Origin of the sequence: Pseudomonas agarici (genome assembly GCF_001543125.1) — a bacterium.
Lineage (GTDB): Bacteria > Pseudomonadota > Gammaproteobacteria > Pseudomonadales > Pseudomonadaceae > Aquipseudomonas > Aquipseudomonas agarici.
This window is the reverse complement of record NZ_CP014135.1, coordinates 128155-148551: the sequence shown is the minus strand read 5'-3', so window position 1 is coordinate 148551 and position 20397 is coordinate 128155. Positions and strand designations below refer to the sequence as shown.

Here is a 20397-nt window from a genome sequence, read left to right as displayed (position 1 = left end):
CGCCATGAACCAGAACAGTCGCCACCCTGCCGACGGCAAAAAACCGATCACCCTCTTCGGTCCGGACTTTCCTTTCGCCTTCGATGATTGGATTGAGCACCCAGCCGGGCTCGGCAGCATTCCCGCGCATAATCATGGCGCCGAAGTGGCGATTGTCGGCGCCGGTATCGCCGGGCTCGTCGCCGCCTACGAACTGATGAAGCTGGGCCTCAAGCCAGTGGTTTACGAAGCTTCGAAAATGGGCGGTCGCCTGCGTTCCCAGGCCTTCGAAGGCGCCGAGGGCATCATTGCCGAACTCGGCGGCATGCGCTTCCCGGCCTCCTCCACCGCGTTCTATCACTATGTCGACAAGCTGGGCCTGCACACCAAACCCTTTCCCAACCCGCTGACCCCGGCCTCCGGCAGCACGGTGATCGACCTCGAAGGACAAACCCATTACGCACAAAAGCTGTCCGACCTGCCAGCGCTGTTCCAGGAGGTCGCCGATGCCTGGGCCGATGCCCTGGAAGAGGGTTCGCGCTTCGGCGATATCCAGCAGGCCATCCGCGACCGCAATGTGCCGCGCCTGAAAGAACTGTGGAACACCCTGGTGCCGCTCTGGGACGACCGCACTTTCTACGACTTCATCGCCACCTCGAAAGCCTTCGCCAAACTGTCCTTCCGGCACCGCGAAGTATTCGGCCAGGTCGGGTTCGGCACCGGCGGGTGGGATTCGGACTTCCCCAACTCGATGCTGGAAATCTTCCGCGTGGTGATGACCAACTGTGACGATCATCAGCATTTGGTGGTGGGTGGCGTGGAACAGGTGCCGCTGGGTATCTGGCGGCATGTGCCGCCGCGTTGCGCCCATTGGCCGGCCGGCACCAGCCTCAGCTCGTTGCACCATGGGGCGCCACGCACCGGGGTGAAACGCATCGACCGCGCCGCCGACGGCCAGTTCGCCGTGACCGACAACTGGGGTGATACCCGCCATTACGCCGCCGTGCTAACGACCTGCCAGAGCTGGTTGCTCACCACTCAGATCGAATGCGAGGAATCGCTGTTTTCGCAGAAAATGTGGATGGCCCTGGACCGCACGCGCTACATGCAATCGTCGAAGACCTTCGTCATGGTCGACCGGCCATTCTGGAAGGATAAGGACCCGCAAACCGGCCGCGACCTGATGAGCATGACCCTGACCGATCGCTTGACCCGTGGCACCTATTTGTTCGACAACGGCGACGACCAGCCCGGCGTGATCTGCCTGTCGTACTCGTGGATGAGCGATGCGCTGAAGATGCTCCCGCAGCCGATCGATAAGCGGGTCAAGCTGGCCCTGGACGCGTTGAAGAAGATCTATCCGAAAGTGGATATCGCCGCCCGCATCATCGGTGAACCGATCACCGTCTCATGGGAAGCCGACCCGCACTTTCTCGGTGCCTTCAAGGGCGCATTACCGGGCCACTACCGCTACAATCAGCGGATGTATGCGCATTTCATGCAGGCCGACATGCTGGCCGAACAACGCGGAATCTTCATTGCCGGCGACGACGTTTCCTGGACACCGGCCTGGGTCGAAGGCGCGGTACAGACCTCGCTCAACGCCGTGTGGGGCATCATGAATCACTTCGGCGGCAGCTCCCACGCCGAGAACCCCGGGCCGGGCGATGTGTTCGCTGAAATCGGCCCGATCGCCCTGGCCGACTGAACGGAGTCGAATCCATGCGCATAGCTCTTTACCAATGCCCGCCGCTGCCACTGGACGTGAAGGGCAACCTGCGCCGATTGCAACAACTGGCGGTTGAAGCACGCGGGGCCGATGTGCTGGTGGTGCCGGAGATGTTCCTGACCGGCTACAACATCGGCGCCGAAGCCGCGGCCCTGTTGGCAGAGGCCCGTGATGGCGCGGCGGCGCAACATATCGCCGCGCTCGCCACGGCCTCGAATATCGCCATTGTGTATGGCTACCCGGAGCGGGCCGAGGACGGTCGAATCTACAACGCCGTACAGTTGATCGATGCCCGTGGCCGCAGCCTGTGCAACTACCGCAAGACGCATCTGTTCGGCGACCTCGATCACTCGATGTTCAGCGCCGGGCCGGACGACTTCCCAGTCGTCGAACTCAATGGCTGGAAACTCGGGCTGCTGATCTGCTACGACGTGGAGTTTCCGGAAAACACTCGACGCCTGGCCCTGGGCGGCGCCGAACTGATCCTGGTGCCCACGGCGAACATGGTGCCCTTCGACTTTGTCGCCGAGGTGACCATCCGCGCACGGGCGTTCGAGAACCAATGTTACGTGGCCTATGCCAACTACTGCGGTCATGAAGGCGAAATCCAGTACTGCGGCCAGAGCAGCATTGCCGCCCCGGACGGTAGCCGGATCGCTCAGGCCGGTCTGGATGAAGCGCTGATCACCGGCACCCTGGATCGCTCGCTGATGCAGCAATCGCGGTCCAGCAACCGCTACTTGCTGGACCGCCGCCCCGAACTCTACGGCGACCTGGGTCGGGACTGACTCGCCGTTATCCGCTAGCATGAACGCTTCTTTGTAACGGAAGCGCTCATGTCTGCGACGATCTCCCCCACCCCCGAATGGACGATCCTGGCCAACGGCCTGCGAGTCTCGTGGCGCCATGTGCCACAGCTCAAACGCAGCGCGGCCGTGCTGCGGGTCGCGGCGGGCAGCCATGACACACCGCCGGCCTGGCCGGGCCTGGCGCACTTTCTCGAACATTTGCTCTTTCTCGGCACCGAGCGTTTTCCCGCCGCCGAAGGGCTGATGGCCTATGCGCAGCGCCAGGGTGGCCAGGTCAACGCACGCACAGGCGACAGAAATACCGATTTCTTTGTCGAACTCCCGCCCCAGGCCTTTGCTGGCGGGCTGCAGCGCTTGTGCAACATGCTCGGCCATGCGCGCCTGACGCTGGACGAGCAACGGCGCGAACGCGAGGTGCTGGAGGCGGAGTTTATCGCCTGGTCGCGGGACGCCCTGGCACAGCAGCAGTTGCGGCTCTACGCCAGGCTATCTCCCGATCATCCGTTACGCGGTGTACATGCGGGCAATCGCAGCAGCCTGCAAATCGACGAACCGGCCTTTCAGCGGGCACTGCAAACCTTCTATCAGGACTTCTACCAGACCGGGCAAATGACCCTGAGCCTGGTCGGTCCGCAGTCGCCGGATGAACTGCGTGCCCTGGCCCAAGCGCTGACGACCGACCTGCGTCCTGGGCAAGCGATCCCGCAACAGGCACCGCCGACGTTGCTCGAAGCCAGCGGGCAACGTTATTCACAGCTCGACAGCCAGCGCTTCGATCTGATCCTGGCTTATGAAGCCTTGCCCGCCGGCTCACGCCAGGCCCTGGACTTCCTCTGTACCTGGCTGAACGACAACCAACCGGGCGGACTATGGGCCGAGTTGCGCTCGCGCCTGTGGATACATTCGCTGACTGCCACACCGGTCTATCAATTTGCCGGCCAGGCCTTGTTGCATATCGAATTCCAATTGACGCCCCAGGGCGCCAACCGCACCGCTTCGATCCAGACACTGTTCGGCGACTGGCTGGCATTCTTCCGTAGCCATGCCGACTGGCCGACGCTACGCCAGGAATATCGTTTGCTGCAAGGCCGCAAGGCACGCGGTGGCAGCGCCCTGGAACGAGCCCGGCGGGACAGCGAGGAATGCTCGGCGCAACTCACCGAGCCGGGCCTGGCGGCTCTCAAGGAACTGCTCCGCCAGACCTCCTCGGCGCCTGTGGATAACGCCACCGCGTCCTGGCAACTGCCGAGCGCCAATCCCTTCCTGCGGTCCACGGCGCCTGCCGAACATCCGGGCCTGATCCGTGGACAGACCAGCGCCCATCGGGGCCTGCGAACCTTCGCCCAGGACCGTCTGCGGGGTCGTCACATCTCAGCCATCGCTTATCGCCAGATCCTGGACGACAGTACACAAGCCGTGGTTTACCTGCGTTGGCAACTGGACACTCCCGGTGACACTCATCCCCTGCATGCACGACTGGACCACGGCCTGCAAACCCTGCGTTCCCAAGCGCGCCAGGCGGGAGTGGAACTGTCTTTGACGATTCACGGCACAGCTTGGCAACTCAAACTGAGCGGTTTCCGGGAGCCGATTCCGGCGATCCTCAGACAAACCCTGCAGGCACTGACCCACCCTGCCGACAGTTTCTGGCAGAGCGGCGCGGACACCCCCGAGCGGCCCCCCCGAATTCCCATCCGCGAGCTGCTCCAGCAACTGTCCGAACAACCACGACTCGATAAGGGTGCCGCACCACTCCAGAGTATCGAGGATCTCCAGGCACTCTGGTCCGGCGCCAGTTGGCACGGACTGGCACTGGGCTTCCCGCCAGCCACACAGCCGGCGCTCAATGCCGTGCTGAGCCAGGTTCCCGGTCGCGCCACGCAACAGCCGACTGCGCCGCCATTAGCGGCGGGCGAAAAGCATTGGCAAACAATCTCCTGCGACACCCACGAACCAGCCTTGCTGTTGTTCTGCCCGAGCCCCACCCCAACCCTCGCTGACGAGGCTTGTTGGCAACTGCTCGGCCACCTGCTCCAGATGCCCTTCTACCATCGCCTGCGCGGCGAGTTGCAACTGGGTTATGCGGTCTTCAGCGCCGTCCGCCAAATCGATGGCCGCACCGGTCTGTTGTTGAGCGTGCAATCCCCGACCACCTCGCTCGGCGAATTGCTCGGCCATATCGAAAGCTTCCTCTCGCAGCTTACCGAAATGCTCAGCGCCCTTGATGACACCACTTGGGACACCCAGCGCGAAGCCCTGGCCGGACAGTTCGTAGTCGGCGACAGGCCCTTGGACGAGGCCGCCGAGTTGCTCTGGCAGGCCCATCTGGCCGACCATTCATCGGATTATCTCGAACAACTCGGCTCGGCCATTCGCACCCTGGGACGCGAACAACTCCTGAGGGCCGTCGGGCAGCTCAATCAGGCCGAGGGTGGCTGGTTGTGCCTGGCAAACGGGCCGGGGCCGGCCTCAGGCTGGCGGGTCATCAGATGATCGTACCTTGGCCGCCAGGGGTTTTCTCCACCGAGGCGCTCTATCCTCAAGGTCAAATTGAGTAACATTAACCTCTTAACTATCTGAACATCTCCGGTCGCAGGTGGACTATATGTATAGAGACCAACCGTCCACCTACCCAAAGGAGCCATTCATGTCCTGGACCAAACCCGCCTATACCGACCTACGCATCGGTTTCGAAGTCACGATGTACTTCGCCAACCGTTGAGCCGCGCTTTTATTTCACTGCATGCAGTGCAACGCCTCGGTTCGCCGGGGCGTTTTATTTTCAGACCTTGAGTGAGTAACGCGGCCATGTTCGTCCAGATCCTAGGTTCCGCCGCCGGCGGCGGTTTCCCCCAGTGGAACTGCAACTGCGCCAATTGTGCGGGGTTTCGTGAGGGCAGCCTGCGGGCCACGGCACGTACCCAGTCGTCCATTGCCCTCTCCGACGATGGCCTGAACTGGGTGCTGTGCAATGCATCACCGGATATCCGCGCTCAGCTCCAGAGCTTCGCCCCGATGCAACCGGGCCGGGCCGCGCGCGACACCGGCATTCGCGCTCTCATCCTGATGGACAGCCAGATCGACCACACCACCGGCCTGCTTAGCCTGCGCGAGGGCTGTCCGCATCAGGTCTGGTGCACCGAGATGGTCAAGGAAGACCTGAGCACCGGCTTCCCGCTGTTCAGCATACTGAGCCACTGGAATGGCGGCCTCGACTGGCAACGCATCGAGCTGGGTGGCCACTTCACTATTGCGGCCTGCCCCAACCTGCGCTTCACCCCGCTACCGCTGCGCAGCGCCGCGCCACCTTATTCACCGCATCGCCTCGACCCACACCCCGGCGACAATATCGGCCTGATCGTCGAAGATCGCCACACGGGCGGCAAATTGTTCTATGCGCCGGGCCTGGGCAAAGTCGACCGTTCCCTGTTGGAGATCATGGCCGGCAGCGATTGCCTGCTGGTGGACGGCACGCTGTGGGACGACGATGAAATGCAGCGCCGTGGCGTCGGCACCCGCACCGGCCAGGAAATGGGCCACCTGGCCCAGAACGGCCCCGGCGGCATGCTCGAAGTGCTGGCGCAACTCCCTGGGCCGCGCAAGGTGCTTATCCATATCAACAACACCAACCCGATCCTCGACGAGGACTCGCCGCAGCGCGCCGAGCTGCGCCGGCGCAACGTCGAAGTGGCCTACGATGGCATGAGTATCGAGCTGTAGGAGCACACCAGCATGAGCGACATCCCGATGTCCCCCGCCGAGTTCGAGCAGGCTTTGCGCGCCAAAGGCGCCTACTACCACATTCATCACCCCTACCATGTCGCGATGTATGAAGGTCGCGCCAGCCGCGAGCAGATTCAGGGTTGGGTCGCCAACCGCTTCTATTACCAGGTGAACATTCCCCTCAAGGATGCTGCGATCCTGGCCAATTGCCCGGATCGGGAGATCCGCCGCGAGTGGGTCCAGCGCCTGCTCGACCACGACGGCGCGCCAGGCGCGGACGGTGGAATCGAAGCCTGGTTGCGCCTGGGCCAGGCGGTTGGCCTGGACCCGCAGCAATTGCGCTCCCAGGAACGGGTGCTGCCCGGCGTCCGCTTCGCGGTGGATGCCTATGTCAACTTCGCCCGCCGCGCCAGTTGGCAGGAAGCGGCCGGCAGCTCGCTGACCGAACTGTTCGCGCCACAGATCCATCAGTCGCGCCTGGACAGTTGGCCCCGACACTACCCGTGGATCGATCCCGCCGGCTACGAGTACTTTCGCACACGTCTGGGTCAAGGCCGGCGCGATGTCGAGCACGGGCTGGCAATCACCCTCCAGTACTGCACCCATTACCAAGACCAGCAACGTATGTTAGACATTCTCCAGTTCAAACTGGACATACTCTGGAGCATGCTCGATGCCATGAGCATGGCCTACGAATTGAATCGTCCGCCGTACCACAGCGTGACCGCCCAGCGCGTCTGGCACAAAGGACTCGCCCTATGAGATTCGATCGCGCAAAGACTCCGAAATGGCGACCCGGTTACCGTTTCCAGTACGAACCGGCACAGCAAGCTCATGTGTTGTTGTACCCGGAAGGCATGATCAAGCTCAATGAGAGTGCCGCGCTGATCGGCGGCCTGATCGACGGCAAGCGCCAGGTCACGGCGATCATCGCCGAACTGCAACAGCAATTCCCCGGCGTGCCCGAGCTCGGCGAGGATATCGAGCAATTCATGGAGGTCGCCCGTGCACAGCACTGGATCGAACTTGCCTGAGCCATCCTCGCCGTCCACGGCGCAAATCGGCCTGCCGCTCTGGTTGCTTGCCGAGTTGACCTATCGCTGCCCATTGCAATGCCCGTACTGCTCCAATCCACTGGATTTCACCGAACAGGGCAAAGAACTGAGCACCGACCAATGGCTTAAGGTGCTCCGCGAGGCAAGGGCCATGGGCGCTGCCCAACTGGGCTTTTCCGGCGGCGAACCGCTGGTGCGCCAGGACCTTGTCGAACTGATCGCCGAGGCCCGCCAGTTGGGCTTCTACACCAACCTGATCACCTCCGGCATCGGCCTCACCGAACAGAAGATCCGTCATTTCAAGGAGGCTGGGCTGGACCATATCCAGATCAGCTTTCAGGCCAGTGACGAACAGATGAACAACCTGTTGGCCGGCTCGCAAAAAGCCTTCGCGCAGAAGCTGGAAATGGCCAGGGCGGTAAAAGCCCACGGCTATCCGATGGTGCTCAATTTCGTCACCCATCGGCACAATATCGACAAGATCGATCGCATCATCGAACTGTGCATTGCCCTGGAAGCGGACTTCGTCGAGCTCGCCACCTGCCAATTCTACGGCTGGGCCCAGCTCAACCGAGCAGGGTTGCTGCCGACCCGCGAACAACTGGTGCGCGCCGAACGTATCACCCACCAATACCGTGCCCGGCTCGAAGCCCAGGGGCACCCGTGCAAGCTGATCTTCGTCACTCCGGATTACTACGAGGAACGCCCAAAAGCCTGCATGAACGGCTGGGGCAGCTTGTTTCTCACCGTCACACCGGACGGCACCGCGCTACCCTGTCACGGCGCCCGACAGCTGCCGATACAGTTCCCCAACGTGCGCGATCACAGCCTGCAACACATCTGGTATGAGTCGTTTGGTTTCAACCGCTTTCGCGGTTACGACTGGATGCCCGAGCCTTGCCGCTCCTGCGATGAAAAAACCAAGGATTTCGGCGGCTGTCGTTGCCAGGCCTTCATGCTCACCGGGGATGCCAGCAATGCGGACCCGGTGTGCGGCAAGTCGGCGCACCACGGCCTGATTCTCCAGGCTCGCGAAGATGCCGAACACGCCACCCAGACCATCGCGCAACTGACCTTTCGCAATGAACGGAACTCGCGCCTGATCGCCAAGGGTTGAGCAGAATGGGCGGATCGACCCGTTCGGAGGTTTTGCGATGAGTCCACAAAATCGCGCCCATGCAGGGCACATAAAAGAAAACCCCGCCGAAGCGGGGCTTTGCAGACTGTTTCCCTGACATCCATTTCACTCCACCATCCTGGCGGAATCCTACGTGTCCCTGTTGTTGCTTTGAGCTTCCTGCTCGACGTCCTTGATTAGTAGATTAGCCCTGGATCCAATCCGGCGATATGGGCAAACGGCGGCACGTTATGTAAGCAAATGCTTATACGAAAGACGAAGTGTCAGAACTGTTCGGCATCCAGTAGGAACAGCGACGCACTCCCTGCTTTCACCGACGCGGTCAACGAATGAATACGCGGCAACAAGCGCGCGAAATAGAACCGTGCGGTGCCCAATTTACTCGCATAGAACGTCTCCTGCGTCTCCTTGCCCCATGCCGCCTTGGCCATCAGCGCCCACATGTAGGCATAGGCGGTATAGCCAAAGGTTTGCAGGTATTCGACTGATGCCGCACCCATCTCATCCGGGTTGATCCTGGAGCGCTCCACTACCCACGCTGTCAGCTCGTCGAGGTTATCCACTGCTGCTGCCAGGGGTTGGGTGAACTCCTTCAGGTCGACGCTCGCTGTGTCGATGAAATGGCGGATTTCCTCGGCGAACAGCCGATAGTAGGCGCCACCGTTACCGACGATCTTGCGCCCGACCAGGTCCAGCGCCTGGATACCGTTGGTGCCTTCGTAGATTTGGGTGATGCGCACATCACGCACCAGTTGCTCCTGGCCCCACTCGCGGATATAGCCATGACCGCCGAAGATCTGCTGCCCATGCACCGTGGTTTCCAGGCCCAGGTCGGTCAGGAACGCCTTGGCCACTGGCGTCAGCAGGGCCACCCGTTCATCGGCACGCTGGCGGCTCGCGGCGTCTTCGCTGAACTTGGCGGTGTCCAGTTGCATCGCCACATAGGTGGAGAATGCCCGACCGCCTTCGTTTATCGCCTTCATGGTCAACAACATGCGCCGTACATCAGGATGAACGATGATCGGGTCGGCCACTTTATCCGGGGCCTTGGGCCCGGTCGGCGAACGGCTTTGCAGGCGGTCGCGGGCATACTCGATAGCGTTCTGGTAAGACCGCTCCCCCGAAGCCAGGCCCTGGATACCGACGCCCAAGCGTTCGTAGTTCATCATGGTGAACATCGCCGCCAGACCCTTGTTCGGTTCGCCAATCAGATAACCCACGGCTTCGTCGAAGTTCATCACACAGGTAGCGGAGGCCTGGATACCCATCTTGTGCTCGATGGAGCCGCAGTTCGCCGGGTTGCGGGCGCCGAGGCTGCCATCGGCATTGACCAGGAACTTGGGCACCAGGAACAGCGAGATACCTTTCGGGCCGGGCGGTGCATCCGGGAGCTTGGCCAGAACCAGGTGAATGATGTTTTCGGTCAGGTCGTGCTCGCCGCCCGTGATGAAGATCTTGGTGCCGCTGATCTTGTACGAACGGTCAGCCTGCGGTTCGGCCTTGGTGCGGATGATCCCCAGGTCGGTGCCGGCATGGGGCTCGGTCAGGCACATCGACCCGGCCCAGACACCCGCGTACAGGTTCGGCAGATAAGTCTGCTTCAGTGCTTCGCTGGCATGGGTGTTGATCGATACGCAGGCCCCGGCTGTGAGCATCGGGTAGAGGCCGAAGGCGAGGCTGGAGGAGTTGATCATTTCCTCGACCTGGGCCGAGACCGCCTTGGGCATCCCCATGCCACCGAAGGCCGGGTCACCGCCGACGCCGACCCAGCCACCTTCGGCATAGGTCTGGTAGGCCTGGGCGAAACCGGCGGGCGTGGTGACTACGCCATTGTCCCAGCGGCAGCCTTCTTCGTCGCCACTGCGGCTCAGTGGCGCAATACTCTTGGTGGCAACCTTGCCGGCTTCCTCAAGAATCGCCTCGACGGTTTCTGCGTCCACGGTCTCGGCCAGGGCCGGTAGTTGGGCCCAGAGATTGGCGACCTCGAAAACTTCATTGAGAACGAAGCGCATATCGCGCAAGGGCGCTTTGTAGTCAGCCATGGCAAACCTCGCAAGATCTAAAACGACAAGGCCCGCACGGGCCGATTTCCGAAGGTTTGAGTGTACCCGAACAACTTTTGCGACACATAGGGTCAATGCGTGACTTTTTTGTTATTTTTGGTCACATGCATATCTTGAGATCATGCCCCGCCGTCACTCAGCCTAGCGCCTCGCCCGTGCGCACCGCGCCACGGCGCGAGGCCTGCCCGGCGGACATTACACAGTTGCGGCCAGCGCCCTTGGCGGCATAAAGCGCCTGGTCGGCGGACTTAAGCACCTGTTCCGCCGTGCGCTGGTCCTGCTGGCGCTCGGCGACACCGATACTGACTGTCACCGAGACACTGGTCGCCGCACTGCCCGCACGCCGCTGGCGACCTTGCTGGTCGTCCCGAGGGCGGCTGTCCGGGTTGCGCAGATGGATGTTGTAGTGGGCGATGACCTCGCGAATCACCTCCAGGTGCGGCAGGCATTCTTCCAGGGTCTTACCGGCGAATACCACCGCGAATTCCTCGCCACCATAACGGTAGGCGCGCCCACCGCCGCTGACTTTCGCCAGCTTGCTCGCTACCAGGCGCAGCACCTGGTCCCCCACGTCATGACCATGGGTGTCGTTGAATTTCTTGAAGTGGTCGACGTCGGTCATTGCCAGCACATAGTTGCGCCCCAGGCGCTGCATCCGCTCGTTGAGCGCGCGGCGTCCCGGCAGGCCGGTCAGCTCATCGCGAAACGCCATCTGATAAGCCTCATGGACCACCGCCGCGGCGATCATCAGCATCACCTGACTGCACATGATGTTCAGGGTGAAGGGCAAGATAAACGTCTTGGGCAACATCCAAAATAACCCAAGCAGGCCGACCAACTGGGCCGCGTGCAGCGGCCCCGGATGGCGCCAGTACTGGATAGACAACAGCAGGAAGGAGACGATGAACACCGGGTAGGCCAACTGGATCAGGCTCATCCAGCTACCATGCAACGCCGGCCAGCGAATCTGCGCCAGCCAGCCGAGCAAAGCGTCCGGATAACTCTGCTCCAGCCCCAACGCGATGCTACCGACCGCCAGCAGGACGGCAAAGCGTGCCACCATGTCCTGGAATAGGTGCGTGCGCTCCCGCCAGGCGGCGAACACACCAAACAGCAGGGGCAGCAACAGGCAGCACAGGTGGAAGATCACCGCCGCGTCTTCGCGCACCTTACCGTGGTCGCGGTAGTAATCGGTCTGGGTATCGAGCAGGAAATAACCGATGTAAACCGTGACCATCAGGAACAGTTCACGCTGGCGCCGATAGACCGCGCAATAGGCCCCCCCCAGCAGCAGCACCAAGGTCGGCAGCACATTGAACAGCGAGGTGAAGAACACGCTGAGGTCCTTGACGTAGGCGGCCGCCAGCCCCGCAAGCAACAACAGTAAAGACGGTAGGAAATGATTGAAATGTACAGCGCAAGGACGCGGCAAGGTAAAGCTCCGACCGGCTGAATCAACAGATGGCATTGTGCCTCTATTTGTCCGAGTAAAGCACAAGGAATGTGACAAGGATCAGCAATGCTTTCTCTTTAACGGCAGCCGGCAAGTTCTTCTTAGGATCTGTACGAAATGTTTTTGAGCAAAGACCGGGCCAGGCAAGCCGGCTTTCAACGCCGCATGGGCGAGCACAAATACATTTCCTACAGAGCCTAATGTTCGCGCAGGAATATTTATCGCCACAACCCGTCGCGATGTTGAAAAGCCACGCATAAAAAAGCCGCCTCACCCGGAGGCGAAGCGGCTTTGCAGCAGTCAGCCAGGCAGTAATCAGTAGCCCAGGCTGAAGTGCTCTTCCTTCATGTCCATCAGGTTGTTGGCCCCCGACAGCATGGCTGCAACGTGAGTACGGGTACGCGGCAGGATGCGCTGGAAGTAGAAGCGCGTCGTCTGCAGCTTGGCGGTGTAGAACGCCTCTTCGGTGGTGCCGACGGCCAGTTTCTCGGCAGCCACACGCGCCATGTCCGCCCAGAAGTAGGCCAGGCAGGCATAACCGGAGTACATCAGGTAGTCCACCGAGGCGGCACCGACTTCTTCGCGGTCCTTCATCGCCGCCATGCCCACTTTCATGGTCAGCTCGCCCCACTCCTTGTTCAACGCGGCCAGCGGCACAACAAACTCGATGACGGCGCTGTTGCCTTCATTGGCCTGGCAGAACTTGTGGACAATCTTGGTGAAGCTCTTCAGGGCTTCGCCCTGGGTCATCAGCACCTTGCGACCCAGCAGGTCGAGGGCCTGAATACCGGTGGTGCCTTCGTACAGCATCGAAATACGGCTGTCGCGAACGTTCTGCTCCATGCCCCATTCGGCAATAAAGCCGTGGCCGCCGTAGATCTGCACGCCGTGGTTGGCGGCTTCGAAGCCGACTTCAGTCATGAACGCCTTGGCGATTGGGGTCATGAACGCCAACAGGGCGTCAGCCTTCTTCTTCTCTTCTTGGTCCTGACCGTACTTGACGATATCCACCTGCTTGGCAGTGAAGTAGACCATCGCCCGGTTACCTTCGGCGAAAGCTTTCATGGTCAGCAGCATGCGCCGCACGTCGGGGTGTACGATAATCGGGTCGGCGGCCTTGTCCGGCGCTTTCGGACCGGTCAGGGAACGCATCTGCAGGCGCTCGCGAGCGTACTTCAGGCCACCTTGGAAACCGATCTCGGCGTGGGCCAAGCCTTGCAGCGCGGTGCCCAGACGAGCGGTGTTCATGAACGTGAACATGCAGTTCAGGCCCTTGTTCGGCGGGCCGATCAGGAAACCGCTGGCCGCGTCGAAGTTCATCACGCAGGTGGCGTTGCCGTGGATACCCATCTTGTGTTCGATGGAACCACAGGACACGGCGTTGCGCGCACCGACCGAGCCATCGGCGTTCGCCAGGAACTTGGGTACGATGAACAGCGAAATACCCTTGGTGCCCGCCGGTGCATCCGGCAGGCGGGCCAGGACGATATGGACGATGTTGTCGGCCATGTCGTGTTCACCCGCCGAGATAAAGATCTTGGTGCCGCTGACCCTATAGGAACCATCAGCCTGAGGTTCGGCCTTGGTGCGCAGCATGCCCAGGTCGGTGCCGCAGTGTGGTTCGGTCAGGCACATGGTGCCGGTCCACTCGCCGGACACCAGCTTGGTCAGGTAGGCCTCTTGCTGTTCGGGCGTGCCGTGCTCGGAGATGGTGTTCATCGCGCCATGGGACAGGCCGGGGTACATACCCCACGACCAGTTGGCTTCGCCGACCATTTCGCTGATCGCCAGGCCCAGCGACTCGGGCAGACCCTGGCCGCCGTGCTCGACGTCATGGGCCAGGCTTGGCCAGCCGCCTTCGACGAACTGCTGGTAGGCTTCCTTGAAACCGCTGGGCGTCTTCACACCCGCCTCGCTCCAGGTGCAGCCTTCGGTATCACCCACGCGGTTCAGCGGAGCCAGGACCTGTTCACAAAACTTGGCGCCTTCCTCAAGGATCGCGTCAACCATGTCCGGGGTAGCGTCCTGGCAGGCCGGCAGGCTCTGATAGTGCGCTTCGTAGCCGAGCAGCTCGTTACGAACGAAGCGAATATCACGCAAGGGGGCCTTGTAATCAGGCATAGCGATAAACCTCTGCTGATGAAACCTGGAATAAGCGACCGCGTCCATTTGTCACGTCGGTCAAACGATTGTTTGAAACATACGTTTGCGCTGAAATCTTGTCAAGCCTCGACCATCAGCCATTCCTCATACATAAGGGACAGGCATTGAGGAAAAGGCCTGCGTCCTAGAGGACAACGGCTGACGACAGGTTAAGAGTAGTCGCCCACCGACATGCGCGGGACGCTCTGCGCGACTCATTGCCTAAAGGCTTGCCGCCGCTACGTTAATTTTTTATGAACAGTCACGAGATGGGTATGGCCATCATGAGCCTGGGACTCATCCGCCATGCTGATGGTCGATGAGCGCCGGGGAGTTGCCGGCTTATGGGACTGGTGTAGAACGATGGGCGAGGAACGTGGAAGGGTCAGGCGTAAGTGTCGATCAATGTGCCCAGCGCCTGGTCCGCGGCCTTCTCGACCTTAGCCCCCAGCTCGACCTGGAGCTTGCCTCGGGACAGGTCGACCAGAGTGCTCGACAAATCCTGCCGGCTGCGATCCACCGACAACAGGCGCTCGACCTGGACATCGGAAGACTGACTCTTGAGCGAGCGCTCGACAGTAGTATTGGCGATCTCGCTCGCGGCTCGGTCGACACGGTTTTGCCCAGACTGAATCGTGCTCAAACCGGCATAAAAGGCGGTATTTCCTGAGATTTCCATGGACGAACTCGACTCTACGAAGAAGCGACAATGCTTATTGAAGCAGACCGGTCAGAAAAATACCCGTCAAAAACACTAATGGCACAATGCCTGTCGATAGCCAAAAGCTAGTCGAGCAAGTCCAGTTGCAAATGCGCCGCCACCGCCTTGGCCGTCGCCCCCTTGAGTTTTGGCACGCGTCCCAGGCAGGGGGCCGGCAACCGTTCGGCCAACGTCGCGAGGTTTTCTTCCAAACGAGAGGTCTTGGGGTCGATGATATTGGCCACCCAACCGGCCAGTTGCAGGCCGTCACGGGCAATCGCTTCGGCGGTGAGCAAGGCATGGCTAATACAGCCAAGACGCACCCCGACCACCAGGATCACCGGCAACCCCAGGCCCTGGGCCAGGTCCGATAGGCTGGCCTGGCCCGCCAAGGGCACTCGCCAGCCACCCGCGCCTTCGATCACGGTGAAGTCGGCGTTTTTCGCCAGTACCGCCCGCATCGGCACCAGCAACGATTGCACGGTCAACCCCACACCCGCCTCGCGCGCCGCCAGATGCGGGGCAATGGCCGGCTCGAATGCCAGCGGATTGACCTCGGCGTAGGAAAGCGCCACGGAACATTCGGCCAGCAACGCTAGAGCATCGGCGTTGCGCAAGCCCTTGGGCGTCACCTCGCAACCGGAAGCCACCGGTTTGCCCGCCGCCGTGCTCAACCCCGCTGCCCGCGCAGCGTGCAACAAGCCGGCGGCGATGGTGGTCTTGCCGACATCGGTGTCCGTGCCGGTAATGAAATAGGCCGCATTCATAGCGGTTTCTCCAGCACCGCATAGACCACTTGATAGGTCGCCGGTAAACCCGCGGTCTGACGCAATTGTTCGTAAGCCTGCGTCAGCCCGAGAATCCGCTCGCGGCCCGTCAGTCCTCCTGGCCGACCGGGATTGAGGTTATGCGCCCCCAGCGCCTTGAGCTCATGAGTCAGGCTGCGCACATCCGGGTAATACAGCACTCGCGGCTGGCTTTCCAGGCTCAGTACCTGTAGGCCACTGGCCACGCACAGCCGCTCATAGTCGGCGAACGCTCGGAAGCGATTGACGTGGACCATGCCGTCCACGGTCCCCCAGCTTTCGCGCAACTCATGCAAAGTGCCGACACACAAACTGGCAAAGGCCAGCACGCCGCCCGGCTGCAGGACCCGCTGGGCTTCATCGAGCACCGCCGCAAAATCCGCGCACCATTGCACCGCCAGGCTGGAAAACACCAGTGCGCAACTTTGCGCCTGCAGTGGCAACCGCTCCGCATCTCCGGCGATAAAATGTCGGGCGCCACCCAAGGGCCGGGCGTGCGCGAGCATGCCCACGGCAATATCCAGCGCCAGCCCTCGGTCTTCGCCGAAGCGAGCGCCCAGTACGCGAGTGAAATAACCCGTACCGCAACCGACATCGAGCCAGCGCGACGGGCTCAGTGACGGCGGCAAGCGCAGCAATAGCTCATGGCCCACATCGCGCTGCAATTGGGCAACGCTGTCGTAACTGGCCGCCGCACGGGAAAACGAAGCCGCGACCTGACGCTTGTCGGGCAAGCCGCCCGGCAACGGCGGATGAGCAAGATCAGTCATCACCGGACTCATGCAAAAAAGCCTGGATAGCCCCGGCCACTCCGTGGGGGTTTTCCAAAAGAAAAGCGTGACCGGCCTGTTCGATCAGACCGACTTCAACATCCGGCAACAGCGCCAGCAACTCGCCCGCGGCCTCGGCTGGAACCAGACCATCGAGCCCGGCGAACAGATGCAACTGCGGCCCACGATAGGCTTGCAGAGCCTCACGCGTATCCAATTGCGCCAACACTTCCAGGCCGTTCAACAAGACCGAAGCAGCGGTGTTCGGCGCACCACTCGACAACAGCCGCGATTGTCCGCGCGGGTCCGCGCCGCCCTGGGCACATAGCAGGCTGAAGCGCTTGAGGGTGGCCTGCGGCTGCTCGCGACAGCCCGCCAGGAATTGATCGAACGTTTCGTTGGCCATCGCGCTGGGCCAGCCGTCACGCACGACGAAACACGGGTTGCTCGCCAATGTCAGCAAGCCGCAGCAACGATCGCCACGGCGCGCCGCCAGCGCCGAGGCAAGCATCCCACCCAGCGACCACCCCCCCAGCCAGGTATTCTCCGGCAAGCTCGCATCCAGTTCCTCGATCCACTGTGCCAGCTCGTTGGAATCCAGGTCCGGCAGCGGCTCGATTGTCACCCGCAGGTGCTCGTCCAGCCCGCGCAAGGCGGCCGCCAGCGGCTCCAGCGGTGAAATACCGAGGCCCCAACCGGGCAACAGAATCAACTGATCACGCATGGTCTGGCTCCAACGGCTCATGGGGGCCAAGCAACCTGGAACATTCCGCCAAGCCTTCTAACAATAGCTGCACTTGCGCCTCACTGTGGGCGGCGGACAAGGTCACCCGCAAACGCGCACTGCCGGCGGGCACGGTCGGCGGACGAATCGCCGTGACCAGCAACCCGCGCTCACGCAGCCTCTGCGAGAAACGTAGCGCCCGCCCGGCATCGCCGATCAAGATCGGCTGGATCGGCGTAAAGCTGTCCATCAACGCCAGGCCGATCTGCCGCGCACCCGCGCGAAACTGACCGATCAACGTCTTCAGATGCGCCCGGCGCCAGTGCTCGGTACGCAGCAGTTCCAGGCTTTTCAGGGTCGCGCAGGCCAGCGCCGGTGGCTGGCTGGTGGTGTAGATATAGGGTCGAGCGAACTGGATCAGGCTCTCGATCAGCTCTTCGCTACCGGCGACAAACGCCCCCGCCGTGCCGAAAGCCTTGCCCAAGGTGCCGACCAATACCGGCACGTCCTCCTGGCTCAAGCCGAAGTGCTCGACGATCCCGCCACCGTTGGCCCCCAGCGGGCCGAAACCGTGAGCGTCATCGACCATCAGCCAAGCGCCCCGGGACCGGGCTTCGCGGGCCAGGGCCGGCAGCTCGGCCAGGTCGCCGTCCATGCTGAACACCCCGTCGGTGACTACCAGGGTATTGCCGGTGGTTTTTTGCAGGCGTTGGGCGAGACTCTCAACATCATTGTGCAAATAACGATTGAAACGCGCGCCCGAGAGCAGTCCGGCATCCAGCAGCGAGGCATGGTTGAGACGGTCTTCCAGCACCGTGTCACCCTGCCCCACCAAGGCCGTGACCGCACCGAGGTTGGCCATGTAGCCGGTGGTGAACAACAGCGCACGGGGCCGCCTGGTGAAATCGGCGAGCGCTTCTTCCAACGCATGGTGCGGGCCGCTGTGGCCGATCACCAGATGCGACGCGCCACCGCCTACGCCCCAACGCGCCGCGCCGGCTTGCCAAGCTTCGATCACCTGCGGATGATTGGCCAGGCCCAGGTAATCGTTGTTGCAAAAAGCCAGCAGCCGCTGACCATCGACGACCACTTCCGGCCCCTGGGGACTTTCGAGCAGTGGTCGCTGACGATAGAGGTTTTCGGCGCGACGGGCGGCCAGGCGTGCCGAGAGATCGAAGGACATATGGATCAAACAGCAGCGTTATAGAACTGCTCACTGCTCTTGTGCTCCACCAGCGCCTGTTCGATGGCCGCCTGATGCACTTCGTCCGCGTGTTCTTCACGGGCCTCCGGCTGGATACCCAGGCGCGCGAACAACTGCATGTCCTTGTCGGCTTGCGGGTTGGCGGTGGTCAGCAGCTTGTCGCCGTAGAAAATCGAGTTCGCGCCAGCCAGGAACGCCAGGGCCTGCATCTGCTCGTTCATTGCCTCACGACCCGCCGACAGGCGCACATGGGATTTAGGCATCAGGATCCGCGCCACCGCCAGCATACGGATGAAGTCGAACGGATCGACATCATCGGCGTTCTCCAGCGGCGTACCGGCGACCTTCACCAGCATATTGATCGGCACCGACTCTGGATGCTCCGGCAGGTTGGCCAGTTGAATCAACAGCCCGGCGCGGTCGTCGAGGGACTCGCCCATGCCCAGGATGCCGCCGGAACAGATCTTCATGCCGGCATCACGCACATAAGCCAGGGTCTGCAAACGCTCGCTGTAGGTGCGCGTGGTAATGATGCTGGTGTAGAACTCCGGCGAGGTGTCGAGGTTGTGGTTGTAGTAGTCCAAGCCAGCTTCAGCCAGCGCGGCGCTCTGCTCTTGATCGAGGCGGCCCAGGGTCATGCAGGTTTCCAGGCCCATGGCCTTCACGCCCTTGACCATCTGCAGCACGTAAGGCATGTCCTTGGCCGACGGATGCTTCCACGCCGCGCCCATGCAGAAGCGGGTCGAACCGATGGCCTTGGCCCGAGCGGCCTCCTCCAGCACCTTCTGCACTTCCAGCAGTTTTTCTTTTTCCAACCCGGTGTTGTAGTGGCCGGACTGCGGACAGTATTTGCAGTCTTCCGGGCAAGCGCCCGTCTTGATCGACAGCAGGGTCGACACTTGCACGCGATTGGCATCGAAGTGCGCACGATGCACGGTCTGAGCCTGGAACAGCAAGTCGTTGAACGGCTGAACGAACAGCGCCTTGACCTCGGCCAAAGACCAATCGTGACGCAAAGTGGCAGTGATGCTGGCGCTCATCGGCGGGATTCCTTGTTTTATGCTGGGCAAGCGGCCGAGGTAAGCAACACTCAACGCCGCGACACGGATACTCGGCATATTTAAGGAACAGACATGGACTGTCAACCACGGAACAAAATGCAGGTTTACATCTGGTTAAAAAACAAACAAACCTGTTTGTTATGCGATGAGCCCGCCGACAGCACCTATCCACTTTGCACACCCTGTGAAAGCGAGCTGCCCTGGCTGCTGGCGTACTGCCAGACCTGCGCCTTGCCCTTGCCGATGGCCGGCTTGACCTGCGGCCATTGCCTGAAGCGACCGCCCAGCTTCGAACAGGTGATTGCCCCGTGGTCCTACCACTTTCCGCTGGATAGCCTGATCACCCGCTTCAAGCACCAGAGTCAATGGCCACTGGGGCGTTTGCTCGCCGAGCTATTGGCTGAGGCACTGCGCGAGCGTTTCAACAACGGCTTGTCCCGCCCGGACTTGCTGCTGCCGGTGCCCCTGGCGCTAAAACGTCAGCGTCAACGCGGCTTCAACCAGGCCGCCATGCTGATGAACTGGCTGGGTCGAAGCCTGAAAATCGCTACGGATGAACACCGCTTGCTGCGTACCCAAGACACCGTGGCGCAGCAGGACCTGGACGCCAGGGCGCGCCGCCGCAACCTGCTGAACGCCTTTGCGCTGACACCCGGCGCACGCGTCGACGGCCTGCACTTGGCCTTGGTCGATGACGTGCTGACTACCGGAGCAACCGCCGAAAGCCTCGCCCGCCTGCTGCTCAAGGCTGGGGCCCGGCGTGTCGATGTCTATTGCCTGGCGCGCACCCCCGCCCCGCACAACCGCTAGCGACTTGACGCCATCGACCTGGAGAGGCACCTTGCCAACTACTTTGCCGCCCGAAGTTCGCCGCATGCTCCTGCCCGTCTTGCTGACCCAACATATCGTCCGTCGCCAGCAGCGCATCGCGCTGCTGCAACATATCGCCGAGCAGGGTTCGATTACCCGTGCGGCATAAACAAGCTGCCCCCCATCAGCACGGCTGACATAAAAACCCATGCATCGACCCGATTGGGAAAG

At 61.8% G+C, this 20397-nt stretch carries 18 protein-coding genes and 1 pseudogene; 10 read left to right on the top strand and 9 right to left on the bottom strand.

Annotated elements, in window-relative coordinates; all coding sequences use genetic code 11:
- Positions 1 to 4: 4 nt before the first annotated feature.
- From AWM79_RS00630 to pqqE, 8 genes are all read left to right on the top strand, one after another.
- Positions 5 to 1687: a flavin monoamine oxidase family protein gene (locus AWM79_RS00630; RefSeq protein ID WP_060781915.1), complete on the top strand. Its 1683-nt coding sequence runs from the start codon at positions 5 to 7 to the stop codon at positions 1685 to 1687.
- A gap of 14 nt (positions 1688 to 1701) precedes the next feature.
- Positions 1702 to 2496 (top strand): carbon-nitrogen hydrolase family protein, encoded by a 795-nt coding sequence (locus AWM79_RS00625; RefSeq protein ID WP_017129813.1) that lies wholly within the window; start codon positions 1702 to 1704, stop codon positions 2494 to 2496.
- A gap of 48 nt (positions 2497 to 2544) precedes the next feature.
- On the top strand, positions 2545 to 5010 hold the full coding sequence (gene pqqF, locus AWM79_RS00620) for a pyrroloquinoline quinone biosynthesis protein PqqF (RefSeq protein ID WP_060781914.1): 2466 nt from the start codon (positions 2545 to 2547) through the stop codon (positions 5008 to 5010).
- A 154-nt stretch (positions 5011 to 5164) separates the two neighbouring features.
- On the top strand, positions 5165 to 5239 hold the full coding sequence (gene pqqA, locus AWM79_RS00615) for a pyrroloquinoline quinone precursor peptide PqqA (protein ID WP_010444206.1): 75 nt from the start codon (positions 5165 to 5167) through the stop codon (positions 5237 to 5239).
- 86 nt (positions 5240 to 5325) lie between these two features.
- Complete coding sequence (gene pqqB, locus AWM79_RS00610; protein ID WP_060781913.1) at positions 5326 to 6237, top strand: pyrroloquinoline quinone biosynthesis protein PqqB; 912 nt, start codon at positions 5326 to 5328, stop codon at positions 6235 to 6237.
- Positions 6238 to 6249: 12 nt separating this feature from the next.
- On the top strand, positions 6250 to 7002 hold the full coding sequence (pqqC, locus tag AWM79_RS00605; protein WP_060781912.1) for a pyrroloquinoline-quinone synthase PqqC: 753 nt from the start codon (positions 6250 to 6252) through the stop codon (positions 7000 to 7002).
- Positions 6999 to 7274, top strand: a complete 276-nt coding sequence (pqqD, locus tag AWM79_RS00600) for a pyrroloquinoline quinone biosynthesis peptide chaperone PqqD (RefSeq protein ID WP_060781911.1) — start codon at positions 6999 to 7001, stop codon at positions 7272 to 7274. Before pqqC ends, pqqD begins: the two co-directional genes overlap by 4 nt.
- Positions 7267 to 8412 (top strand): pyrroloquinoline quinone biosynthesis protein PqqE, encoded by a 1146-nt coding sequence (pqqE, locus tag AWM79_RS00595; RefSeq protein ID WP_244159640.1) that lies wholly within the window; start codon positions 7267 to 7269, stop codon positions 8410 to 8412. The genes pqqD and pqqE overlap by 8 nt, the downstream gene beginning before the upstream one ends.
- Positions 8413 to 8696: 284 nt before the next feature.
- Here pqqE and AWM79_RS00590 read toward each other — a convergent pair whose 3' ends face one another.
- From AWM79_RS00590 to bioB, 9 genes are all read right to left on the bottom strand, one after another.
- On the bottom strand, positions 8697 to 10475 hold the full coding sequence (locus tag AWM79_RS00590) for an acyl-CoA dehydrogenase C-terminal domain-containing protein (RefSeq protein WP_017129806.1): 1779 nt from the start codon (positions 10473 to 10475) through the stop codon (positions 8697 to 8699).
- 157 nt (positions 10476 to 10632) lie between these two features.
- Positions 10633 to 11928 carry a GGDEF domain-containing protein gene (locus AWM79_RS00585; RefSeq protein WP_060781909.1) on the bottom strand — a complete coding sequence of 432 codons (1296 nt, stop codon included), beginning with the start codon at positions 11926 to 11928 and terminating at the stop codon, positions 10633 to 10635.
- A 336-nt stretch (positions 11929 to 12264) separates the two neighbouring features.
- The gene (locus AWM79_RS00580; RefSeq protein ID WP_060781908.1) at positions 12265 to 14070 is read right to left on the bottom strand and encodes a phenylacyl-CoA dehydrogenase; all 1806 of its coding nucleotides are present in this window, start codon (positions 14068 to 14070) and stop codon (positions 12265 to 12267) included.
- A 406-nt stretch (positions 14071 to 14476) separates the two neighbouring features.
- Positions 14477 to 14770 (bottom strand): hypothetical protein, encoded by a 294-nt coding sequence (locus tag AWM79_RS00575; RefSeq protein WP_060781907.1) that lies wholly within the window; start codon positions 14768 to 14770, stop codon positions 14477 to 14479.
- 107 nt (positions 14771 to 14877) lie between these two features.
- Positions 14878 to 15558, bottom strand: coding sequence for a dethiobiotin synthase (gene bioD / locus AWM79_RS00570; RefSeq protein ID WP_060781906.1), 681 nt, complete (start codon positions 15556 to 15558; stop codon positions 14878 to 14880).
- A complete protein-coding gene (bioC, locus tag AWM79_RS00565; RefSeq protein WP_060781905.1) occupies positions 15555 to 16367 on the bottom strand; it encodes a malonyl-ACP O-methyltransferase BioC in 813 nt (270 codons plus the stop codon). The genes bioD and bioC overlap by 4 nt, the downstream gene beginning before the upstream one ends.
- On the bottom strand, positions 16360 to 17091 hold the full coding sequence (locus AWM79_RS00560; RefSeq protein WP_060781904.1) for an alpha/beta fold hydrolase: 732 nt from the start codon (positions 17089 to 17091) through the stop codon (positions 16360 to 16362). The genes bioC and AWM79_RS00560 overlap by 8 nt, the downstream gene beginning before the upstream one ends.
- A complete protein-coding gene (gene bioF, locus AWM79_RS00555; protein ID WP_060783921.1) occupies positions 17084 to 18274 on the bottom strand; it encodes an 8-amino-7-oxononanoate synthase in 1191 nt (396 codons plus the stop codon). Before bioF ends, AWM79_RS00560 begins: the two co-directional genes overlap by 8 nt.
- Positions 18275 to 18279: 5 nt before the next feature.
- On the bottom strand, positions 18280 to 19335 hold the full coding sequence (gene bioB / locus AWM79_RS00550) for a biotin synthase BioB (RefSeq protein ID WP_060781903.1): 1056 nt from the start codon (positions 19333 to 19335) through the stop codon (positions 18280 to 18282).
- 93 nt (positions 19336 to 19428) lie between these two features.
- Between bioB and AWM79_RS00545 the strand changes: the two genes are divergently transcribed.
- Together AWM79_RS00545 and AWM79_RS24770 are read left to right on the top strand one after the other, a co-directional pair.
- A complete protein-coding gene (locus AWM79_RS00545) occupies positions 19429 to 20166 on the top strand; it encodes a ComF family protein (protein ID WP_060781902.1) in 738 nt (245 codons plus the stop codon).
- A gap of 64 nt (positions 20167 to 20230) precedes the next feature.
- Positions 20231 to 20332, top strand: a pseudogene (locus AWM79_RS24770) (TOBE domain-containing protein); the annotation flags it as partial.
- Between the last annotated feature and the right edge of the window lie 65 nt (positions 20333 to 20397).